This is a genomic window from Mastigocoleus sp. MO_188.B34 (assembly GCF_030065675.1).
Classification (GTDB): domain Bacteria; phylum Cyanobacteriota; class Cyanobacteriia; order Cyanobacteriales; family Nostocaceae; genus Mastigocoleus.
Genome location: NZ_JASJDK010000017.1, coordinates 1 through 22,772, shown reverse-complemented (window position 1 = coordinate 22,772; position 22,772 = coordinate 1). Strand labels below are relative to the sequence as shown.

Annotated in this window: 16 protein-coding genes and 2 pseudogenes; 9 read left to right on the top strand and 9 right to left on the bottom strand. The window is 36.4% G+C overall.

From position 1 onward, the window contains the following. Nucleotides 1-8: 8 nt before the first annotated feature. Nucleotides 9-719 carry a pentapeptide repeat-containing protein gene (locus QNJ50_RS06690; protein ID WP_300633412.1) on the top strand — a complete coding sequence of 237 codons (711 nt, stop codon included), beginning with the start codon at nucleotides 9-11 and terminating at the stop codon, nucleotides 717-719. 161 nt (nucleotides 720-880) lie between these two features. On the opposite strand, the gene QNJ50_RS06685 is transcribed toward QNJ50_RS06690, so the two are convergent. Continuing rightward, nucleotides 881-1,111 carry a DUF4327 family protein gene (locus QNJ50_RS06685; protein ID WP_300633410.1) on the bottom strand — a complete coding sequence of 77 codons (231 nt, stop codon included), beginning with the start codon at nucleotides 1,109-1,111 and terminating at the stop codon, nucleotides 881-883. Between the two features lie 815 nt (nucleotides 1,112-1,926). Here QNJ50_RS06685 and QNJ50_RS06680 point away from each other — a divergent pair. Continuing rightward, nucleotides 1,927-3,774: an SIR2 family protein gene (locus QNJ50_RS06680; RefSeq protein ID WP_300633408.1), complete on the top strand. Its 1,848-nt coding sequence runs from the start codon at nucleotides 1,927-1,929 to the stop codon at nucleotides 3,772-3,774. Nucleotides 3,775-3,800: 26 nt separating this feature from the next. Continuing rightward, nucleotides 3,801-7,286 (top strand): WD40 repeat domain-containing protein, encoded by a 3,486-nt coding sequence (locus tag QNJ50_RS06675; RefSeq protein WP_300633406.1) that lies wholly within the window; start codon nucleotides 3,801-3,803, stop codon nucleotides 7,284-7,286. Between the two features lie 90 nt (nucleotides 7,287-7,376). Here QNJ50_RS06675 and QNJ50_RS06670 read toward each other — a convergent pair whose 3' ends face one another. After that, nucleotides 7,377-8,381 carry an L-lactate dehydrogenase gene (locus tag QNJ50_RS06670; protein WP_300633404.1) on the bottom strand — a complete coding sequence of 335 codons (1,005 nt, stop codon included), beginning with the start codon at nucleotides 8,379-8,381 and terminating at the stop codon, nucleotides 7,377-7,379. Between the two features lie 263 nt (nucleotides 8,382-8,644). On the opposite strand from QNJ50_RS06670, the gene QNJ50_RS06665 reads away from it, so the two are divergent. Together QNJ50_RS06665 and QNJ50_RS06660 are read left to right on the top strand one after the other, a co-directional pair. Then, nucleotides 8,645-9,052, top strand: coding sequence for a hypothetical protein (locus QNJ50_RS06665; RefSeq protein WP_300633402.1), 408 nt, complete (start codon nucleotides 8,645-8,647; stop codon nucleotides 9,050-9,052). A gap of 134 nt (nucleotides 9,053-9,186) precedes the next feature. Next, the gene (locus QNJ50_RS06660) at nucleotides 9,187-9,642 is read left to right on the top strand and encodes a pentapeptide repeat-containing protein (protein ID WP_300633497.1); all 456 of its coding nucleotides are present in this window, start codon (nucleotides 9,187-9,189) and stop codon (nucleotides 9,640-9,642) included. A gap of 194 nt (nucleotides 9,643-9,836) precedes the next feature. Here QNJ50_RS06660 and QNJ50_RS06655 read toward each other — a convergent pair whose 3' ends face one another. Continuing rightward, entirely contained in the window at nucleotides 9,837-10,532 is a 696-nt protein-coding gene (locus tag QNJ50_RS06655) for a hypothetical protein (protein ID WP_300633400.1), read from the bottom strand. Nucleotides 10,533-10,833: 301 nt separating this feature from the next. Then, nucleotides 10,834-11,835, bottom strand: coding sequence for an NAD(P)-dependent alcohol dehydrogenase (locus QNJ50_RS06650; protein WP_300633398.1), 1,002 nt, complete (start codon nucleotides 11,833-11,835; stop codon nucleotides 10,834-10,836). Nucleotides 11,836-12,267: 432 nt separating this feature from the next. On the opposite strand from QNJ50_RS06650, the pseudogene QNJ50_RS06645 reads away from it, so the two are divergent. The 3 genes and pseudogenes from QNJ50_RS06645 to QNJ50_RS06640 form a co-directional block, all read left to right on the top strand. Further along, nucleotides 12,268-12,888 (top strand): annotated as a pseudogene (locus QNJ50_RS06645) (IS630 family transposase); the annotation flags it as partial. Continuing rightward, nucleotides 12,881-13,171 (top strand): cupin domain-containing protein, encoded by a 291-nt coding sequence (locus QNJ50_RS28555; RefSeq protein WP_366914226.1) that lies wholly within the window; start codon nucleotides 12,881-12,883, stop codon nucleotides 13,169-13,171. The pseudogene QNJ50_RS06645 and the gene QNJ50_RS28555, both read left to right, overlap by 8 nt. A gap of 422 nt (nucleotides 13,172-13,593) precedes the next feature. Continuing rightward, a complete protein-coding gene (locus QNJ50_RS06640) occupies nucleotides 13,594-14,016 on the top strand; it encodes a transposase (RefSeq protein WP_366914225.1) in 423 nt (140 codons plus the stop codon). A gap of 145 nt (nucleotides 14,017-14,161) precedes the next feature. On the opposite strand, the gene QNJ50_RS06635 is transcribed toward QNJ50_RS06640, so the two are convergent. From QNJ50_RS06635 to QNJ50_RS06625, 3 genes are all read right to left on the bottom strand, one after another. Continuing rightward, on the bottom strand, nucleotides 14,162-16,417 hold the full coding sequence (locus QNJ50_RS06635) for an excinuclease ABC subunit UvrA (RefSeq protein ID WP_300633396.1): 2,256 nt from the start codon (nucleotides 16,415-16,417) through the stop codon (nucleotides 14,162-14,164). A 192-nt stretch (nucleotides 16,418-16,609) separates the two neighbouring features. Beyond that, nucleotides 16,610-16,855: a hypothetical protein gene (locus QNJ50_RS06630; protein WP_300633394.1), complete on the bottom strand. Its 246-nt coding sequence runs from the start codon at nucleotides 16,853-16,855 to the stop codon at nucleotides 16,610-16,612. A gap of 472 nt (nucleotides 16,856-17,327) precedes the next feature. Continuing rightward, a complete protein-coding gene (locus QNJ50_RS06625; protein ID WP_300633392.1) occupies nucleotides 17,328-18,209 on the bottom strand; it encodes an AraC family transcriptional regulator in 882 nt (293 codons plus the stop codon). 74 nt (nucleotides 18,210-18,283) lie between these two features. On the opposite strand from QNJ50_RS06625, the pseudogene QNJ50_RS06620 reads away from it, so the two are divergent. After that, nucleotides 18,284-18,649, top strand: a pseudogene (locus QNJ50_RS06620) (transposase); the annotation flags it as partial. A gap of 309 nt (nucleotides 18,650-18,958) precedes the next feature. Here QNJ50_RS06620 and QNJ50_RS06615 read toward each other — a convergent pair. After that, complete coding sequence (locus tag QNJ50_RS06615) at nucleotides 18,959-21,331, bottom strand: M20/M25/M40 family metallo-hydrolase (RefSeq protein WP_300633390.1); 2,373 nt, start codon at nucleotides 21,329-21,331, stop codon at nucleotides 18,959-18,961. Then, nucleotides 21,331-22,772, bottom strand: a 1,442-nt coding sequence (locus QNJ50_RS06610; protein WP_300633388.1) for a cytochrome P450, incomplete at its 5' end; no start/stop codon positions are given. The genes QNJ50_RS06610 and QNJ50_RS06615, both read right to left, overlap by 1 nt.

Here is a 22,772-nt window from a genome sequence, read left to right as displayed (position 1 = left end):
CAAAAGCAATGATGAGTGTAGATGAAGTACTAGAGCAATATCGGTCAGGGAAGCGAAATTTTCCTAAAATCAAACTGAATGGGGTGTGTCTATATCGTGCCGACTTGCGGGAAATTAACTTCAAAGGTGGAAGTTTAATTGGTACCAACTTCAGTGGTGCAGACTTAGCAGGAGCAGATTTGAGTGGCGCGAACTTGATTGGTGCTAACCTTAGCGCAGCGAACTTGATTGGTGTCAACTTCAGTGGCGCTGATTTGATTGGGGCAAATTTAGGTGGAGCTAAGTTAGGTAACGCAAACTTGACCAAAATCACGTTAACTGGAGGTAACTTGAGTGGAGCAAATCTGAATGGGGCTAACTTGAGTGAGGCATCTTTGCACCGGGCTAATTTTAGCGGTGCAGTCTTAACTGCTACTTTAAAGCAGTCTTCTTTGCGGGGGGCAAACTTGAGTAGTGCTAGTTTAGTAGAAGCAGACTTGAGTGGTGCGGACTTAAGTGGGGCTAACTTAGCAGGAGCTAACTTATCGAAAACTAATTTTTACGAAGCAATTCTGGCTGAAGCGAATTTGAGTGGAGCTAGTTTAACTGGTGCGGATTTGAGATTTGCCAACCTCAGAGAATCTAACTTGAGTCCAGATAGTATTAAGGAAGCAAGATTACATAGAACTGTTCTACCTGATGGTAGCATTTGGCAGTATGTAAAAATACCGAAGTATTGATTTAGATACTGGTATCGATAATTCGATCTAGCTTCACAAAATAGTGACAATAAATAATAGTGCTTTTATATACACGTACTGAAAAAAGAAAAAATGCCACCACCATTTAAACTTAGTTGCTGACAGAGCTAACTACATAACACTTTTTCGAGTTAGAAATATTAATCTTCGTCCCATGTTTCATTTGCTAAAAGATCAATAATTTTATCTCTGGGTAGATAATCATTTCTTTCTAACTCACATTCAAAGCAGATCCATTCCCGTGGCGGGATAAACTTGCATAACATGCAGATCGGCTGATTGCGGCTAACTCTTCCTTTTTGAACCAATTCTCTTGCTTCGTCTTTTATCGCATCAATGTCATACACATTAGTTACATCAGTTTGAAGCATGACTTACCTCCTTCCTGTAAATGAAGCTTGACCTGCAAATATTTTGTACGGCAGACATGTATAAGAAGTTATTGCACATATTCCCTTTTACTTTATCCTAAAAAATAAATATGAAGAAATTGTGAGACTAAGAGGGTATTTATAAATATTGTATATCTGAGGTTTCCGGTAAGAGAAATAATGCGATTAGAGGTAAACATAAATACTGGTTATACCCACCGATGTGAACAAAAACATTAAGTATTTTTTCGATGATAATTCCATCCGTATACATTCTGAATAATATTGAAATATAGGCCTAAGTGAAAGCAATGCGAAACATTGAGACATGGCAATAAGTGATTTAAATCACTTCTAAAACTAGCGCATACTATGTAATATCCATGAAATATCGCTAATTTTGCTTTGATTTATTGAGAATTCGCTCAAATCATTGACAATCAATATTGGATTTTATCAGCATAGCGCTGCACACAGTTCAGGTCTAGCATAAATTTCACATCAATGAAATAAGGGGGAAATTTATGGTTTATATCAGGATTAGCTGGTTTAATTGCATTTCGTTTTCTGGAAACACAACCTAATTGGGTCACTCAAATTCTCTTCTGGACAGAACTTGGTCTTTTGCTCGTTCTGGGAATAGAAATTTTCATTTACGCTGACTTAGGGAAAGGTCGGTGAGTCAATTCTAAAAACCTGCAATTCTTTAAGTATAAAATTTCCAGATAATTAAACTAGTAAGTCTAGCTAAATCTAGGACCAAGGTAAAAATCTATAAATATTTGTATAAAGACATTACCTAAAAGGGGCATGAAATGGTGAACTCCAAAATTGATTTTGCAATCATTACTGCAATCGAGATTGAAAGATTAGCTGTCTGTAAAGCATTTCAAATGACTGATGAGGATCGAGTTCGCAAAGGTGCGCGTACGTACTGGCGAAAGCGTTTGCAACTCAAAGACAATGAATTCTATGAAATAGTGGTGACACAGCTACCCGACGCAGCAACTGTTGATGCAGTTCTGGCTGGAAGTGACACTATAGATGACTGGAAGCCAGGAGCAGTGCTGATGGTTGGTATTGCAGGAGCAGCCAAGAAAGGGGTGAAACTTGGCGATTTAGTTCTGGGAAGAGGTGTTTGTTATTATGGACGAGGCAAGGAAACTGTTGAGGGCACTTTACCAGAGCCCAAGTATTATTCTGCAGATGCTACGCTATGGGATCGAGTCATTTCAGTTCCGAAATGGGATTCACCAATTCCGGTTATAAGACCAGATTGTGAGGATGTTAGACCTAAAACTCACTATGAAGTAATTGCCTCTAGCGAAAGAGTAATTGCTACTGCTGAGATCCGTGATGAAATTGCTCGTAAGGACCGAAAGATTGCAGCAATTGAAATGGAAGGTTATGGTGTCAGCGCAGCCACTTTTAAGCAATATAAACCTGTCCGCTGTTTGGTTATCAGAGCTATTAGCGATTTAGCAGATGCGAGCAAGAACGATCAATGGCAGCCATATGCCGCAGCAGTAGCTGCAGAGTTTACCAAGCATTTTCTCCTAGATCAACCACTTGAACCACAAAATTTACCTCCTGTTACAGTTCCACGATTACCCATACACTACAAGCTGGTAAAACAGGCAATTATTAAAGGTCAATTAATTCCTTTTTTTGGTGAAGGAATTAATTCGTGCGATCACTCTGTTGGAAATTCCGAATGGCAACCAGGTTTGTATCCACCTAGTGACAACGATTTGGCTGAATATTTAGTTAAACAGTTTGGGACTCCCTTGATCCCAGCTACAGTTCAATGTCCTAATTATGGAAAGCTATTAGAAAAAGAAGAAGCTGGTAAATTACGTCCCTATGAAGCTTTTGCTTGTCCACTGTTTGCCAATCAAAAGTTAGTAGGTGAGCGCAAAGAGCTACCTTATTTAGCCAAATACGTCGATCTCATATTTGGTTCCCTCGGTCTTTACACAGAACTACACGAAATCTTCGATCAAGATTACCAACCCAATCAGTTACACAAGCTGTTTGCCCAACTTCCTCGCATAATGCAACAGAAGGGTTATCCCCTTCCATACCCACTGATTGTCACGGCTAACTACGATGACACTTTGGAACGCGCTTTTCAGGAGATTCAACAACCATTTGACTTAGTTTATTACATTGCTAAAGGTGAGCATCAAGGCAAGTTTATGCATCAGCCCTATGCAGGTAAGTGTAAAGTAATTGACATCCCCAATACTTATGAAGAATTTCCAATCGGTAAGCATCCGATTATTTTAAAACTTTACGGTGCTGTAGATCGAGCTACAGGGGAAGAAGACAACTTTGTAATTACTGAAGACCACTACATGGACTATTTGAACAAGCTTAATATTCCCATAAGTCTTGTGGATCTCATGAGAAAAAATCACATTTTATTCCTAGGTTTTGACCAGAGCAAGTGGAAGCATCGCCTGATATTTCGTCGAATTTGGCAAGATAAACTGCTCGACAAATCTAAGTCATGGGTAGTGCGGGAAAAACCTGGGAAATTAGAGACAAAAATCTGGGGCAAGAGTCAGGTAGATATTATAGAAATCCCCTCGAACAGTTCTTTAGGAGACTACATCGCCGGGTTAAATAAATGTGTTGATGACATACCGCAAAAAGTTTAGGCTACGTAACAATAGAGGATTGCATCATGGGAAAACTTGAGAATCAACAACTGGATGATATGCCCTATAAAGGGTTAGAGCCTTATTCTACATCTGACAAAGATGCCTCATCATTTTTTGGGCGGAAAACACAACAAGAAATTATTAAAAAAAATATCAGAAACTCACGTCTAACATTACTTTTTGGAGAGAGTGGTGTAGGTAAAAGCTCTGTCCTTCGGGCTGGCGTCGTCCACAGCCTGCGCGAAGAAATGAATTGCAACTTAGCGGAAGATAATACAACAAGATTTGCGGTTGCCATTTTTCCTCCCCTTGAAGGTGACTTATCCTGGCAAGACGATCCGCTCACTGGGATATTAAAGCAAATTGAAGAAGATATTTATCACAGTGACTTGGATGTCCAGGAACCTCCACCAGGGTTATCATTTACTGAAACTCTAATGGTTTGGACTAGGCGGATTGGTGGAAAAGAACGAGTTGGCGAACTTTTTATCATTCTCGATCAGTTTGAAGAATATTTCCTATATCACCCAGAGGAAGATGGAGAGTCAACCTTTGCTGTTGAATTCCCACGGGCAGTTAATAATCCCAACTTACGCGTCAATTTCCTCATATCTATCCGTGAAGATTCCTTAGCTGATCTTGATCGCTTCAAGGGTCGAATTCCTAAATTATTTGATAACCTTGTGCGCGTCGAACATCTGGATCGCAAGTCAGCTTACCAAGCAGTTGAAGAACCTATTACGCAATACTACAATAACCTAGTAACACCAGAGCAATCTATTAAAGTCGAACCTGAACTAATTGAAGAAGTATTACAGCAAATTGCTAAAAATCAAGATAATTTAAGAAGTGGAAATGGAAAAGGTGGCTTGGGTAGACTTAGGAAGCAATCAGAATCCAGGATTGAAGCACCTTACTTGCAGCTTGTAATGACCAGCATCTGGGAAGAAGAAACTAAACTGGCTTCCCATTCTTTGAGACTAGAGACCTTAAGTAAATTGGGTGGTGTGGAAACGATTTTTAAAGAGCATCTATATCAAGCCATGTACTCACTCTCAGAAACTGAACGGGATACAGCAGCGAGCATCTTTCAATATTTGGTCACGCCATCTGGTACTAAGATTACTTATCCTGTTCTCGACTTGGCTGAGCCTACAGGAATTGATACGATTGAGCTCGCTATTTTATTAGAAAAACTGGCTAGTGGAAAAAAACGCATTGTTCGCCCGGTTGGACCAATGCCGAATCAGTCCCCAGAACAAAAACGTTATGAAATTTTTCACGATTTCCTAGCACAACCAATCTTAGAATGGCGAAGGAAATATTTAACTCGAAAAGAATTACAAAAAACACGCCAGGATTTACAACAAAAACTAAAAGAGATACGCGATCGCCGTAATCTTGCAATCAAGCAGGGTTTACCAGCACAAGCATTACGTCAAAGAAAAAGAGATCAAGATGAACTGGCTGCTTTGTTAGCACGTCAAGCATACATTTTTAACCAACAAGATAAACGGTGCAAGGTTCTAGATCAAGTAGATGAAGCATTACGTGAAATCTTGAGTAATCCTTATTTCAGTAATATTTTGCAGCGTTCCAATCCTATTTCTTCGGTCGCCTTCAGTCCGGATGGTAAAATATTGGCTGCTGGCGATTTTGACGGCATTATCTATCTGTGGAACATGGAAGATAAATCTGTTCCCAAAAAGCTTGAGGGTCACAAGGGTATCGTCAACTCAATCACCTTCAGTTCAGATAGTCAAACCCTGGCTTCCGGTGGTGAAGATAAAACAATTAGACTTTGGGATTTGCGTCAAAATCAATTTATTTCTAAGGTTCTGGGAATTCACCAGGGACAGGTACAATCAATTGCTTTTAGTCCAGATGAAAAAATCTTGGCTTCTGGTAGCCATGACAAAACTATTAAACTTTGGCATTTGTTTCACCTAGATGCTGAGCCTATAGTCCTTACAGGTCACGAAGACACGGTCAGAACAGTTGCTTTCAGCCCAGATGGTCAAACTTTAGCATCAGGCAGTGATGACAGAACAATAAGACTTTGGAATCTAGGGGAGCCAACTTCAGAACCCATAGTCCGCTACGGACACGAAAGCATTATTAGGACAGTGGCATTTAGTATAGATGGGAAAATACTAGCATCTGGTAGCGACGATCGTATTATACGACTGTGGGATCTGAGCCAATCAAAGACAACTCCTCCCAAACTTCTCCAAGGACACAAGGAAAGAGTTCGGTCAATTACTTTTAGTCCAGATGGTAATACTTTAGCATCTGGTAGTGATGACCAAACCATCAGACTTTGGAGTCTATTACAAGAGAATACAGAACCAAAAGTGCTTAAGGGTCACTATTTTGATATTTATTCAGTTGCTTTCAGCCCAGATGGCAAGATGCTAGCATCAGGTAGTTGCGATTATACAGTTAGGCTTTGGGATTTGTGTAAGCCTACTGCCGTACCCACAGAATTAAAGGAACACACGGAAAATATTTTAGTAGTTAGCTTCAGCCCAGATGGTAATGTTTTAGCATCGGGTGGTGCTGACAACACTGTGCGTTTGTGGGATATCAAGCAGCCGAACAATTCCCCCAAAATTCTTAGCGGTCACACAGAGGAAATTAGATCGGTTGCACTTAGTCCCAACGGGAATATGCTGGCATCGGGTAGTGCAGATAAAACTCTGCGTTTATGGGATCTCAGCCAGAGTAATGCAGAAACCATAGTGCTTACAGGGTACCAGACTGGTGTTAGTGCAGTAGCTTTTAGTCCAGATGGTCATATCTTGGCATCTGGTAGTTGGAAAGATGACGCAACAATCAAACTATGGAACTTAAAGGATCTTGACAAGGAACCAATTATTTTAAAAGGTCACCAAGATAGCATTACATCTTTGGCTTTTAGTCCTGATAGTCATATCTTAGTATCTGGTAGTGATGATAAAACTATTAAATTGTGGAATTTGGAACAGCCGCATGATCAACCCATAACTATCGAGGCTCATACAGCGCGAGTTTGGTCAGTAGCATTTAGTCCAGATGGTAATATTTTGGCATCGGCTAGTGATGACAAAACTATCAAACTGTGGCAATTAAAACAGCTTGATGCACAACCTATACTTCTTATAACTCTGAAGGGTCATAAAACTTGGGTGAGTTCTGTAGCATTTAGCCCAGATGGAAAAATCCTCGCATCAGGTAGTTACGATCGAAGCATCAGGCTTTGGAACCTTACTAAACTTAATGAAGACCCCATTGTTCTCCAAGGACACGAACAAAGTGTGACATCTGTAGCATTTAGCCCAGATGGTAAAATCGTAGCATCAGGAAGTTACGACAACACTATCAAACTGTGGCATATAAGTACCCAGACTCTAGCTGATATGGTTTGCCAAAAAGTACGACGCAATTTAACAATGGAGGAATGGGAAAATTTTATGGGGACTGACATCTCTTATGAAATTACCTGCCCTAACCTACCTCCAGGAAAGTGAGACCAGTTAATGTGAACTATAGTGACCATAGATAACTTTTCACTGTCCAGTTTCTCTATCACTTATTCCTAATTTTTCCTTATGGTAATGTCAAAGTTTTAGTTGTAAAATGGCATTGCGCAACACTTCACTAGAATTTTTAAGTTGTTTTAATTCTGTGTCTGTGAGAGTAAAATTAATCTTTCTATCTACCCCATGACGATTAATAATTGTTGGCAAACTCAAACAAACATCTTTAATGCCATAAAAATTTTCTACCAAACTACTGACAGTGAATACGCGATTTTGGTTGCGCAAAATAGCTTTGACAATATCAGTTACTCCCAAACCAATTGCATAGGAAGTTGCACCTTTGCGTTTGATTATTTCGTGACCTGCATTTTTCACTTGGTCAAAGGTTTGCTGTAAAAACTCTTGTTCTGTAGTTGTACATTTTTCTAAACCCCCCTCACATAGATGCATCCCAGAAATATTAACTTTACTCCATATAGGAACTTCACTATCACCATGTTCCCCAATAATGTATGCATGGAAACTGCGGGGGTCTAACTGTAGTTTTTCTGCTAATAGGTAACGAAAACGAGCAGTATCTAGAATGGTTCCGGAACCAATAACTGAAGTACTAGGTAAACCAGATAACTTTAATGAAACATAAGTCATTACATCCACTGGGTTGGTAACAATTAGTAGAATTGCATCAGGACAATGTAGAACTACCTCTGGAATTAACTTTTTGAATAATTCTGCATTGCGCTGCATGAGGTTGAGACGATTTTCACCAGGTAGTCGTTTTGAGCCAGCAGTAATAATTACAACATCGGCATTATCCCCAACACCATCAGCCAATGCACCAGCTTTAATGACAGTTGGTTCTATAAAGGGCGAGCCATGCAACAAATCCATGACTTCACCTTCCAGTATTTCCTGGTTGACATCAACTAGTACTAATTCATCTAAAGTATTTTGAATCAGCAGAGAATAGGCACAAGCTAATCCTACTCGACCTGCACCAATAATCACACCCTTACGGGGACGAAGCTTTACTAAATTTTTTTCTGTAGCATCTGCTGGAGATGTAAAAATTCGTTGCAACATATATAAATCTGGTTTGGTTTATGTTTTCCTACCTGGAGGAGCAATATTCAATAGTGGTACTGCCCTTTGTTGTCATCATTCATATACTTTAGGGCTTCTTTTGAAGACGACATTTATTTACATAAAAATCGTCAATATTTAGACTACAAAATACCTTGTGAGAAACTTGTGACAATGTAATATTATTTACTTTTTTTAACAAGTCTAAGAGGATTTTAAAAGCTCAGGTGAGTAAAATATTATGCGACTCGTCTAACTATGATATGAATCATCGCAATAGGAATAAAACTCTTGTACGCCTCAGGCGGCTAGCTGTTCTAGAAACCTTACTCCTTAAATGCTGGTCGTCTGAGACAAGCAGTCTGTGGTCTCCAGAAAATCCAGCACGGGGACAATGTGACATTACTGCGATAGTTATAAATGATTTTTTCGGTGGGAAAATTCTCAAAACTTTCATTGATAATCAACCTCACTTCTATAATCACATAGATGGGATTAATTATGATTTCACTGCCAGTCAGTTTCAAGTTCCACCCAAATATCTAGATCTGCTTGCAGACCGAGAAGAAATTTTTCGCAGCAGTTTAAAAGTAAGACAGCAATATCAAATTTTGTATCATCGCTTAAAAAAACACTTACTTGCAAAAGCGATCTTATTTAAGGTTCAATAAAAATACTTGGATGTAAAAAGTAAAAAACTGTTTTAGATTCCCCACGAGCAAACTATATGACGTATTACATCGACGAATTTAAATTAAAAAATAAATTAAAATCTATTTTTAATATCTTCCTTTCATTTGTTTTGATGCTCGGCTTTTGCTTGATAAATACGCAAACGAGCTTAGCAGAAGAAGGTAAAGTTAACTATACCCTCACGGATCTAAAATACCGGGACTTTTCCCATCAGGATTTAGAAGGAACCTCTTTTGCTGGTGCAGAAATGTTGGGAGCAAATTTTCAAGATGCAAACCTCAGTGGAACTATTCTGACCAAAGGTTCTTTTTTGCGGGCAAATCTTAAAGATGCTAACTTATCGGGAGCATTTTCCGATCGCGTCAACTACAATGAAGCCGATCTGAGCAACGCTATTTTTACAGATGCAATGCTCAGTGGAAGTAAATTTCGAGATGCAATCATTACTGGTGCTGACTTTTCCTATGCAATTATTGACCGTTATGAAGTCAAGTTAATGTGCAAATACGCTGATGGAGTTAATCCAGTTACTGGTGTATCAACCCGTGAAAGTCTGGAGTGTAAGTAAAGTAGCTGAATCATATAAAGTTCTCAAACTCCCCCAAACTTGTGAAATTTAAGGGGTTGTATAATGAATTTAAATCAAAAATATTCCCCTTTTCCCCAAACCTCAAAAATTTATAAGTTATAGATTTGAGGATTCATGAATATGCGAGTCTAATTAAATAGTCCGATAAATCTATGTTTAACTGAACGAATTAACTAAAGCGATTTTTTCAATTTTTTTGATATTTGCAAACAACGGTGAAAAGCAGCAATAAACATTCCTCCAGCAAAAATTTTGCAGGACTCTTCAATGATAATAAGAGAATGATAAGCTATATCAACTGTAGAGCTATTTACAAAAAACAATCTTAAAAAATCTCTTGAGTCTGTCAAAAAGTCAAACAATATCATCATAAATATCAAGCCAAAAGCAATTCCAAATAAAGTAAAAGCTGACTTAAATTTTTTTAACTCAGATTTTGCCCAATATAAAATTCCAACACCAAATAAGGCATAGATAAGAACTATTAAGCTATCAATTCTGTCAGTTATTTCTGTTTGCTGAATTTGAAACCAATTATGAATCAAATAGTCTAGGTTTTCATGAAGCTCAAATATCTCATCTAAACCTAGAAATAAAAAACCCAAACTTAAAATAGCCCATAAATTATAATCAGCCTTCAAGTTAATTGATGTCGCAGTAGATTTTCTAGACTCAAAAACTTTCCAGGATAAATAAGCTGTAATTAAAATTTGAAGAAAAGATACCCAACTCACATAACCTTGTTCTGCAAAATATCTTCTGGGATTAAGGTTCAATAACGTCGCTCGCAGTAAAGCACTTCCTATTACCAGAATTTCCACAAAAACTATTGTCGAAATAACTTTTTGATTTGAAAATTTTATTTGCATTGAGAAATCTTAAGAACTGTTTAAGGCATAAGGATATATCTTAAACTTTAGTAGAAGAAAATTTCAACGAATGCAGTAATTAATAATCATATTTCCTTGACTAAATTGGATGTATATTTAGCTTGATGCCTTGTATCTATATATACTTCAGGTATGGTTGTAATAAATCCACATTGACGTTATGGAAGTCTCCCTTGTCTTGCTCGGGATTCTCCATTTATGTGTAAAAATTCCTCCCTAGTGCTTCTGTGATGGGGAGGTTAAGAAAAATTCATTTCATAGTTAATAACGATATATTGAGCTAATGTTTCAACACAATTCGATATCGAGCTTTACCTGCTTCTAAATGAGCAATTGCTTCATTAACTTGACTGAAAGGAAATGTTTCAATGACAGGTTCAATATTATGACGTACTGCAAAATCAAGCATTCTTGCAATAGTTTGAGGGCTACCAAGAGGACTACCAGATAAAGTTTTTTGTCCAGCAATTAAGGAGAAAGCATAAGTTTGAATAGCACTTGGTACAACTCCAACAAAGTGCAAGCGTCCTTTAGGACGGAGTGTACTTATGTAGGTACCCCAATCCAGATCTGCATTAACCGTTGAGATAATCATATCAAAAGAGTTAACCAGCTTTTCTAGAGCTTGAGGGTCACGGGAATTAACAAAATGGTTTGCTCCCAGTTTGCGAGCTTCGGCTTCCTTATCAGGATTTGTTGAAAATGCTGTCACTTCACAACCCCATGCTTGCAAAAATTGCAATGCGATATGTCCTAAACCACCAATTCCAATCACACCAACCCTATCAGTAGGCTTTACATCAAATTCAACAATAGGGTTAAATACGGTAATACCACCACAAAACAAGGGACCAACCTTAGCTGGTTCTATTCCTTCTGGTAGAGGTACTGCCCATTCTTCATGTGCTCTTACCTTATCAGCAAAGCCTCCATGGCGAGCAACAATAGTTGACTCTGCCTTTAGACATAAATTGTGATTTCCGGACATGCACCACTCACAATGCATACAAGAATGGGAATACCAACCCAATCCGACCTGCTGACCAACTTCAACTGTTTTTACGCGATCGCCAATTGCTGCAACAGTTCCTACAACTTCATGACCGGGTACTAGTGGATATTGAGTCATACCCCAATCATTATTCAGCATACTGACGTCGCTATGGCAAATACCGCAGTACTCAACATTAATTTCTACCTCTTCATCTTTGAGTGCACCTGGATCGTATTCAAAGGGTTCCAATTTTCCACCAGCTGTTTTGGCTGCATAAGCGTGAATCATACTTGTCTCCTTTTTGAATCCTTGCAGACTAAATTCTCACTCTTGTGAGGATGGAAATTGCTGAGAAGATACCAAAGTTTATACTTGTTAAAGTATATTCAAATATTGTGATTAGCTTGTTTCACTTGGTAATACTGACCATTCTAAGTGATTGTAAGTATCCAATACTACTTTTCCTCCTGCTTTCTCTGATTAAGCGACAGTTTAATCGTTACGCGATGCTAACAGCACCCTACTTTTGTACTTTGTTTAATCCACATTCCTTAGGAATGAAAATTTAATAACCTGTAATCCTGAAATTTGGAATGGTGCGTTACGCGATGCTAACAGCACCCTACTTTTGTACTTTATTTAATCCACATTCCTTAATTACACATTTCCAAAATCATTAAGACTCAAAATCATTAAGATTCAAACTGATAAATTCAAATAGAATATTTAAGAATTACTAAAAAAGCTCCAGAGCGTTTGCAGGTATGGTTTTGGGACGAAAGCGGATTTAGTTTAAGAGTTATAAGAAGAAAAAATTGGGGAAGAAAAGGTCGCAGAAAAAAGGTACCAGGACAACGAAGAAGAGGTAGAGTAAATATTATGGGACGATTACGCTATCATGATAAAAAAAGAGTGAATTTTGTTATTAAAAAAGGGAATGCAGATGTATTTTATGAACAACTTAAAAAATTAAATGATTTTATTTTACAAGAATGGATAGACTCAGGAAATAAAATTGAATATTTCAATAATTTGTCAGCAAAGATAGTTATTATTCTAGATAATGCAAGTTTTCATAAAAGAAAAGATATTTTAGAAAAAATTGAAACAGAAATGCCAAATTTTATCCTAGAATTTTTACCTCCTTATAGCCCAGATTATAATTTAATTGAACTAGTTTGGCATTCAGCGAAAGAATATATAGCTCATAGATTATTTGAATCAGTAGAACAGCTAGAAAAATTGTTACATAAATTGTTAAATCAAGGAGGTCTCATTATTAAATGGGACCGCAAAATTAAAAATAAAGGTAATGCTATGGTATTCAATTTAGCTGCGTAGCAGCTTAGTCAATTTTTCCGGTCAGACTCCCTGGGAACGTCACCCAGATGATGAGTTTCTACACATTCTCGAAGGTGAGGTTGAGGTCACGATTCTTACCCAGGAAAAAGTCCATAAAGTAACGCTACAAAGTGGTTCTGTATTTGTTGTTTCTCGTGGCTTGTGGCATAAACAATTTGCACCCAAAGGTGTTAAGTTGTTGTTTGTCACCTCACAGCAAGGTAATGAGGAATCGACAGCGGAAGATCCACGGATAAAATTAATGGGCGATACGCTTGGTTAGCTGTTTGCCAAAAAGAATAGTTAATACATCAATTCTTCCCGATGCTCGATCACAAACTTCTGCCAAGTCATTGGTTCTCTACCTGAATAACCTGAGTTTGGGATAAGAAAGGGGACAGATAGTAAGCTGAAAATAACATCAAATCAGCAACCTGCCCTATGTTGAGTTTAGATGCTTTGTTCTGCCATGTAGACGATTTTTGTAAAGCTTTTGAAGTGCAATCGCATAAAAAGCTGTTGAAGCATGGAGGAATCAAACGTATTCGTGCTAAAAGCTTATATTTGAGTGAAATAATGACGATTTTGATTGCTTTTCACCAAAATCACTACCGAAATTTTAAGCATTTTTATTTGAATCAAGTAAAACAATAGTGGGGTAGTACTTTCCCTAGACTTCCAAGTTATCAACGATTTGTTGAATGGATACCATCAACAACGATTCCTTTATGTGTATACCTTAAACATTGTTTTGGCCAATGTACGGGTATTGGTTTTATCGATGCAACAAGCTTGAAGGTCTGTCATAATCGTCGGATTGCCAATCATAAGGTTTTTGATGGTTTAGCCGCTCGTGGTAAAACTTCTGTCTATTGGTTTTTTGGTTTCAAACTTCATATTGTGGTCAATGAGCGTGGTCAACTATTAAACGTTACTTTAATTTTTGGTAGTATTTATTACCGAGTACCTGTTAGCGATTTACTGAGTGGTCTTTTTGGAAAAATATTCGCTGACAGAGGTTATGTTTCGACTAAACTAGCTTCTCGACTTTTGGAAGAATTTGGAGACAACAACGAAAAACCTTTTAGATGCACCACACCCTATTCCTGTTTTGAGACTAACCCCTAATTTACATAACTTAGAGTCTTAACTGAACTGTATTGCAATATATTCAGCAACGCCAAACTTTTGCCGTAAATGTACTGCAATATACTAAAAGATGTCAAATTAGTTCTATTAGCACACCAACACTTTTACAACACATTCGAAAAATTCATAGATAAGCTTTGAGATATTCACCTGTATACGATTTATCTATCTTAGTAATAGCTTCAGGCGTTCCTTGTGCAATTATTGTTCCACCCTTACTTCCTCCTTCAGGACCAAGATCAATAATCCAATCAGCACTTTTAATTACGTCTAAATTATGCTCAATAACTACAACTGTGTTTCCTGTGTCAACCAGCTTGTTAATAATCTTAATTAATCTTTCAATATCAGCCATGTGTAAACCTGTTGTTGGTTCATCCATAATATAAATATTGCCATGATTGTGAAGTTCGCTCACAATCTTAATCCGCTGTGCTTCTCCACCAGAAAGTGTGCTTAAGCTTTGCCCCAATTCGAGATACTCTAATCCGACTTCTTCCAAAAGTTTTAGTCTCCGTTTAATTTCTCGATTTTCAAAGAAATTTATAGCTTCTCCAGCTGTCATTTGTAATACTTGAGAAATATTTTTGCCTTTATATTTCAAATCAAGGATCTCTGGCTGATAGCGCTTGCCCTGACAGATAGGACAAATCATAGTAACACTTTCTAAAAAGTGCATTTCAACTTCTAATACACCTAAACCTTTACAGCGAGGACAAGCCCCCTTAGAGTTAAAACTAAATAAACTAGCATCTCGTCCTGTTGCTGAGGAAAACTCCTTCCGAATGATATCAAATACTTTCGTATAAGTAGCTGGATTCGATCTACTAGAACGACCTACAGGTGATTGATCAATTTTAATAGCTTTTGGATACTTTTGAGCTAATACATTATTAATTAGTGTACTTTTTCCTGAACCAGCTACTCCAGTTACACAGACAAAAACTTTTTTCGGTATCTTAACAGAAACGTTTTTTAGGTTGTGAAGATTAGCATTATCAATTTCCAAAAAACTACTTCCTTTTCTTCTACTCGAGGTATTCATAGATTGGTTTATCAGGCATTTTGCCGTTATAGTCGAGGCTTTTTTCAATTCATTAACTATTCCCTGAAAAACCACTTGACCTCCATTTACGCCTGCACGAGGTCCAACATCAATCACATAATCAGCACTTTCAATTATAGTAGGGTCATGCTCAACTACAAGCACAGTATTACCCAGGTCGCGTAGCTTTTTCAATATATTAAGTAATTTAGAAACATCTCTTGGGTGCAGCCCAGTACTTGGTTCATCTAAAATATAGATTAAATCTACAAGATTACAACCTAATTGTTTCGCCATTTTCACCCGTTGTGACTCACCACCAGATAATGTTGCTGTAGTTCTATTTAAAGATAAATAACCAACACCAATATCAATCAAATATTGTAGGCGGTTTTGCATGGCCTGAACAATTGTATTGACTAATTTTCCAGACAAAGAATCTAAAAACGATTGAAGCTCAGTCAGTTCCATTTCACATAACTGAGCAATATTTTTGTCATTAACTTTAACTGACAAAGCTTTTTTATTTAGTCGCGTTCCCTGACATTCATGGCAAGGAACTTGTTGAAGAAAAGATAATTTAGCTTTCTTATTACTATCTTTTATATCTGTATCTTCTTTATTTAAATAGCGTCTTTTTAAGCTAGTTATAATACCTTCAAAACTAATTTTATAAAGACGATTTAGCTTATGTTCTTCAAGATAAGTTTTTTCGGAATGTAGTAATTGATTTAGTTTGTCTGTCGTAAATTCTTTTAGGGGTTTTTCCATATCAAAAAGATTAGTTTCTGCAATGAGTTTTATCGGCAAACTACCAACCTTATAATCTGGATGTTTAATAGCACCTTCAGCTAAAGATTTATTCATATCAACTAGGGAATTTTCGTCAACAATAATTTGTTTTCCTAGTCCTTGGCATTGAGAACACATTCCCTCTGGACTATTGAAAGAAAATAAAGCTGATTCACCTATTAAAGGTTCCCCAATTCTTGAAAACAATAGCCGAAGATAGGTATAAATTTCTGTGATTGTACCGACAGTAGATCGACTTCCACCACTAAGACGTTTTTGGTCAACAATTATAGCAACAGAAAGATTTTTTATTTCATCAACGTCTGGCTTAGCTATTTTAGGTAAACGACTGCGAGCGTAAGAACTAAAAGTGTCCAGTAATTGACGTTGAGCTTCGGCATAAACTGTATCAAAAACCAGTGATGATTTCCCAGAGCCAGACATTCCTGTAAAAACTATCATTTTATATTTGGGAATTTCTATACTAACGTTCTTCAGGTTGTGTTCTCTAGCTCCAATAATTACGATATTCTCTTCTCTCATAAGTTAACCTTTCTTCTCAAATTTTCTCTTTAATATTAACCGGAATAAGAGATTTTAGCACTACGAATACACAGGTTATATTGCAACACAACCTTTTTTTTGTAGCATCTCCCAATCCCGTGAGCGGTTACAATTTAAATAAATCTAATCAAATTAAAAATAAGATAAAAAACAATAGTTCTCCCGATTTATTTATATATATTTTTGGAATCCTAAATGTTTAATTAATTTACCTTTTAAAGCTGACATTGTATAAGCAATAGCTATAAGTAAAACTAGATTTTTAAGACGTCTATTAATAGCTTTACTTACCTCTAGATTATAACCTCCAGTTTTACAGTCTTTAAACATTGCTTCTATTCCCATACAGTTTTGATATTGTGCTTTTGTTAGATATTGTTTAAAATGCGACTCATACAATAATGACAAAATTTGCATTTTATCGGTCTCCTTTATCAAATTTAGACCGATATTTCTTATCACAAAATTATCTTGTATTCCTCAAAAAATTAATTTTTATTTAAATAAACCCAAGTATGGGGATTAGTGATAGCTTAACAATAAGCGATCACTAATCCCCACTCATAGAATGATTATCATTATTATTTTGAACCATCGATTTCATCTTCTACCTTAAAACTCTTAAACTTTGTTTGAAAAAGGTTTTGGGGTGCTTGTCACCCCGTGAATCATGAATGATTATATTAATAAACTATACTTCATCAAGCTACTTAGTAAGATTTTGGCAACTTTAACCAAATTTAGCTAAGTTTACTGTTCAAATTTTTTCTTATTTTAAAAACCCAAGTTTTCAACTTTCAAATCAGCTTCTCAAATCAGTTTGTGAGAAATGCGGGTGGAGCCTTTACCTGCAGAGCTTGCCATAACTGTTCTTGCTCAAAATTATCAATTAATGGCTTTGCTCCTTTTTTGCAACATAACCCGACCCCAAATGGGTTTTATAAAAACCAGGTGTTGTCCCTGTAAAGCGTCGAAAAGTAGAAGTGAAATGACTTTGACTTGAAAAACCAATATAGTAACTGATTTGTGCGATCGATAGTTGGTTTTGAGCTAACAATTTTTTGGCTTTGTCAATTCTGCAGGTTAATAAATATCTGTATGGAGAAACACCTATTGAGTCTTTAAAAGCACGGGCAAATTGATATTGATTCATCTCAACTAACGTAGCAAGATCAGCAAGTGTAATATCTTGGGATAAATTATCATTAAGATATTCGATTGCTTGTCGTAGTTTTTTCTGAGAAAGTTTATTTATCTGCTTGCACTTAAATGCTTTATTCTCAATTCCATATCGTCTAAACAAATGAGTAGCTAATATATTCCCCACCGACTCCACATACAAATTTCCAGGTAGACCATATTGGAACTCTGTCAATAATGATAAAGCTAGTTGTCGGATTAAAGGATCGGATGCTGACCATTTAACCCCAATTTCAACTGAATACCCTTGAGATTCCCGTGCAATTTGTTCAATTAAATTTGGTGTGATTTTAATAATCATCATTTCCATTTGACTTTCTAACCAAGCTTCATAGATGAGATTGGGTGGAACAATGAAAACACTACCCTCTTTAACGAACTGATGCTTTTGTTTCCCCTTAGCTGTTCGCCATTTAACGCGTAAAGATGAACTTTTTAAAGGCATACCAATCATTAATTTGGAATTGCTGTGATGAGGAAAATAAGTAGGTCCATGACACGTGTAATGACCAACGCCAATAGCATCTAATTCCAAAAAGTTGTGACATATAACTAGTGGTGGCTCGTACATATCCCTCTTCTGTCACTTTCCGATGATAATAATTGAAGAAATAAAAATATTAACTCTGTAAGTGGCTCGCAGTAATGGATGTAGAACTACAGATACTAAAACATTTGCCCAGAGACCCTCAGCCGACAGTCTCAATCATAGATGAATATTGCTCCGAGTATAAGGACTTATTTAAGGAAGTAAGAAACTATGAATGTTTTAAGTATTTACATTTAGGAATAGTTTCCCAAATACCAAGAAAATCGTTACCAGAAATAGCGAAGGTAGTAGGTTTAAACTCGCCACAGTCACTTCATCATTTTATAGCTAATTCTCCTTGGTCAGTATATGAATTAAAGAAACGAAGACTAAAGAGAATCAAAAATGCTTTGAAAGGAGAGAAAATAACTTTAATCATAGATGAGACAGGGGATAGAAAGAAAGGTAATAAAACTGATTATGGTTAGAGGTTTTTCTATCTAGCAATTTATTCATGGGATTTAACGATTTGATTGCAGCAATCAATCAGTCCAAATTCTTTTATTTATCTGGATAAGAATACGAACATTTATGTCTAATTTATCCGGAAAGTGACAGAAGAGGGATATATCTGACGATCTGGGTTTGACTGAAATGTTAACTAAAAACATTGATTATTTCAAATCAAAACCTGTCAATATTCCCAAAATCACTATCCTGTTAGACCATGGTTATTACCCTGAGCACCTCAAGGAAAAATTACAGAAGGTTTATCCCAAAATAAAATGTGACTATTTAAATTGAAAAGATTTACTTAACAAAGTCGAATCGCTAATTGCAAAAGGCATTCGCATCATTGCATTAGTTCTTGGTTGTAGAGAATTATCTAAAATTTCTGGAAGTCCATCCATTTCTTCTATTAGCTTAATAGAGATAGGTTGATCTAAATTAATTACTATGCTTAAGTTAATTCCCTCATTAGGAAAACCTTCATAGTGTAATCTCCATTTATTTCTCACATTGTTAGGAATTACAAAATTAGTATTAGCAATTATTTGTTCATTAATTTGAGGAACTAAAAATTTTGCCTCAGAAGTTATATCGATATTCATAACTCTAGCCTTCTGAGGTGAATTAATATGAAAATCCAAAGTTTTCGTTTCATTATTTACTCGCTCGTTAATTACCTCAACAGTTGGAGGATTGAAAGATACAAGAGGAGCAGAAGCTTTAAAAAGATATCTTTCATTAGGAGGTAAATATTCTAAATTTATGGGGAAATACTGATCTGCATCAAATTCTTTAATTATATTATTTCGTTTAATTTCTTTGGCGAAAAACTGAGATGTCCACTTGTCTGTAGGTTCATTAAAACTTAACCAAGCTGCTTGTTTTGTATCAGCATTTAATTCATAAAATATACTATTTACCAAAGGATGATCTGCATTAAAATCTGCTTGAAAAAGCCCGACAGTAATGAGAATTAGACTAACAACAAATGAAGCTGTTGGTAAAATCCACTTTTTTTGTATATTGAAACAATAAAAATGGGGAATTAATAATCCTAATAAAAGCATTAATAAAATTATAACTGGCGCAGCAAAATTAATAGTCAAAGCAATAAATGCAATATATATTGTAGGAATTAAGAGTATGATTGCTGGAATAGTACATATATAAAGTATTATTAGATACTGCCATGAAATGAGTTTTTTTTGTTGAAAATTAAAAGTGAAAATAAAATTAATAAGTCTAAATAATAAAGGTAAGGTAAACAAATAACTTGTACCTGGTAAATACCAGGTACTCAATATCATTAAAATTAGCCACCAAAACATTGCCCCTATTGCTAAATCATTTCCACTAATTTTTTGACATATCCAATTATAAATACTTGAACTGATAGCAACAGTAAGAGCAACAAAAATAATAATATAACAATTGCTGTTGTAGGTATTTAGATAATAATTAAAACTGTAGCTGTAGAAAGATGTCCAGTTATAAGCATTACTGACTTTACATATTCCCCACCAAGTGAAGACGATCGCAATTTCAGCACAGATAAAGCTGAATAACCAAGTTAAAAAGCCCCAAGTAATACCAGAAAAGGTTAACTGTCTTTGTCTAAAACCTAAGATTATAACTATAATAAACAAGAACGTGACTAAAATTGCTAAAGGAATAACCCAAGCTTCAGAGTAATGAATCAAAGTTAAACCAAAAATATCAAAGTAAGTAGTATTAATTTTTGGCTGAGTTTCTAAATTTAGGTTTCCGAAATGACGCGCGATCGCTAAAGCATAATTACCATGATGCTGAAGACTATGTGGATCGAGATTATCGAGATTATCTAGTGCACTATGATAATAAAAAGTATCATTGATATAAGCAAAGTTCAAGGCAGCTAATCCTGCCTTTTTGAAGATGGTCATATCGGTCTCGTTAGGTAAGAGATTTACTAAACTCGAAACGAAAGAATTAATAAAGGGATGAGTAGTTAATCTGGCAAATTCTTGAATTGACCAATCATTATTTTGACTAGTTTCAAACATGAAACTAGCTCCGCTAGTGCCACGAGCTTCAAAATTTACTGCTAGTTTGATATGTTTAGCCCAAGGGTGTCCCTTGACGAAAGCTTTTGCTCCTAATAGTCCAACTTCTTCACCATCTGTAAGGAGAACAATTATATCATTTTTGAGAGGCGAACTTGCTTTCAAAGCTCTCATTGTTTCTAATATAGCTGCTACTGCTGCACCGTCATCACTAGCCCCAGGACTGTTTGGCTCAGAATCATAATGAGCAACCAGTAATATAGCATTTTCGGTATTTTCTATTCCTTCTAACTTGGCAATAATATTATTCACAGTTCCTGCGAAAATAGTCTCTTCCCACATTGAGTTAACAGCAGTAGTTGTTTGAACTTGAGGGTTAAGTCCTAAATGACTTAACTCTTGGACAAGATAGTCTCGAACTTTTTGATTTTCTGCTGAACCAATAGGATGAGGTTTTACGGCAATCACTTCCAAGTGCTTCATCGCCCGACTTGCAGAAAATTCGGTGAGAGGAGCATTTAATGGTTGTACCACAGGTGGTTGAGTCTGAAAAATTGAAAAAAAAGCTAAAAAGATAATAAACAACCAAGTTAGAATAATTTTTAGGCTCATTATTTTAAGATAGGAGTTAAGTAAAAATCTTCTGAGGGAGCAAGAGTACTGCCTCGAAGTTGAGGCTTAATTGAATCGAGATTTGTTGAAGTGAGTTGCAAACAAGATAAAATTTTTGCCAGAATCAACTTCATTTCAAATTGTGCAAAAGCAACGCCAAGACAGCGACGATTACCACCACCAAAAGGAAAAAACTCAAAAAGAGAAAATTTCTTTGCTAAAAAACGTTCAGGTTTAAAAGATTCAGGTTCAGGATATAAGTCTTTGCGTTGATGAGTTAAGTAAATACAAGGTGAAATTAACGTTCCTGGTTCCAAATCATAGTCCATGATCTTAAACGGTTTTTGCAAAATTCTGGGAAAAGTAAACAAAACAGGTGGACATATTCGTAAAGTTTCTTGACAAACTGCTTCTAAATAGGGAAGTTGAGTAACTTCTAAAGGGTCGGGATGAGAACCGAGAGCTTCTATTTCTGTGAGTAACTTATCGTGGACTTTCGGTAGAAGATGAATCCAGTATAAAGCCCAGGTTAAACTTGAGGCGACATTATCGTGACCTGCGACTAATAAGGTCATTAACTCATCCCGTAATTCTACAGGGGTCATTGATTGACCCTGTGAATCACGAGCAGCAATCAACAAACTAAGAACATCTTCGCCAGACAAATTCGGATTATTTCGTCGCTTGCGAATTTCTTCATAAATGATTTTATCAGCTTGTTTGCGGATTCGCAGAAAATTTCCCCACAAACTCCAGGGTCCCAAATCTCGCTGTAATGCTTCGATAAACAGAAAGCTAGATCGCCAAGGAGAACTAAATATATTCATCATTGAACTTAGTAGTTTTTCGAGTTGTTGCAGACGGACTCCCTCATTTAAGCCAAAGACAGCACGCAAGATTGTCTGCATCGAAATTTGTTGCATCGCAGACCGTACCTGGAATGGTTTACCGATTGTCCATTGGCTAACGATTTGCTGAGTAATCTCAAAAATGAGTTGACTATAAACCCGCATTCGTTCCCCATGAAACGGAGGAGATAATAACCGTCTTCGCTCCTCGTGATGATCGCCATCCATAAAAATAACTGAATTTGCTCCTAGTAACGCTGGAGGTAAAATATTATTACCTTGTTCCAAATTAAATGTTTTAGGATCGGCGGTGAAAATTTCTTTGATAGCTTGGGGATTGCTAACAATCACAGATGGAGGATAGCGCAGAAATCGGATGGTGAAAATATCACCATAACTTTGAGTACACCGCTCCAAATAATTTAGAGAGTTAGTAATTAACTCGATTGTCTGGATCAACTCTGGTGATCGTGGTCCATCTGGAAATTTCATCTTGGTTTCTTCAATACTGCTTAAGTTGACTATTAGTCTGTCAAGAAATAATTGAGGGATAAAGTCGTTTAAGTTTAATCCGCGCATCTGTGGTAGTAAAC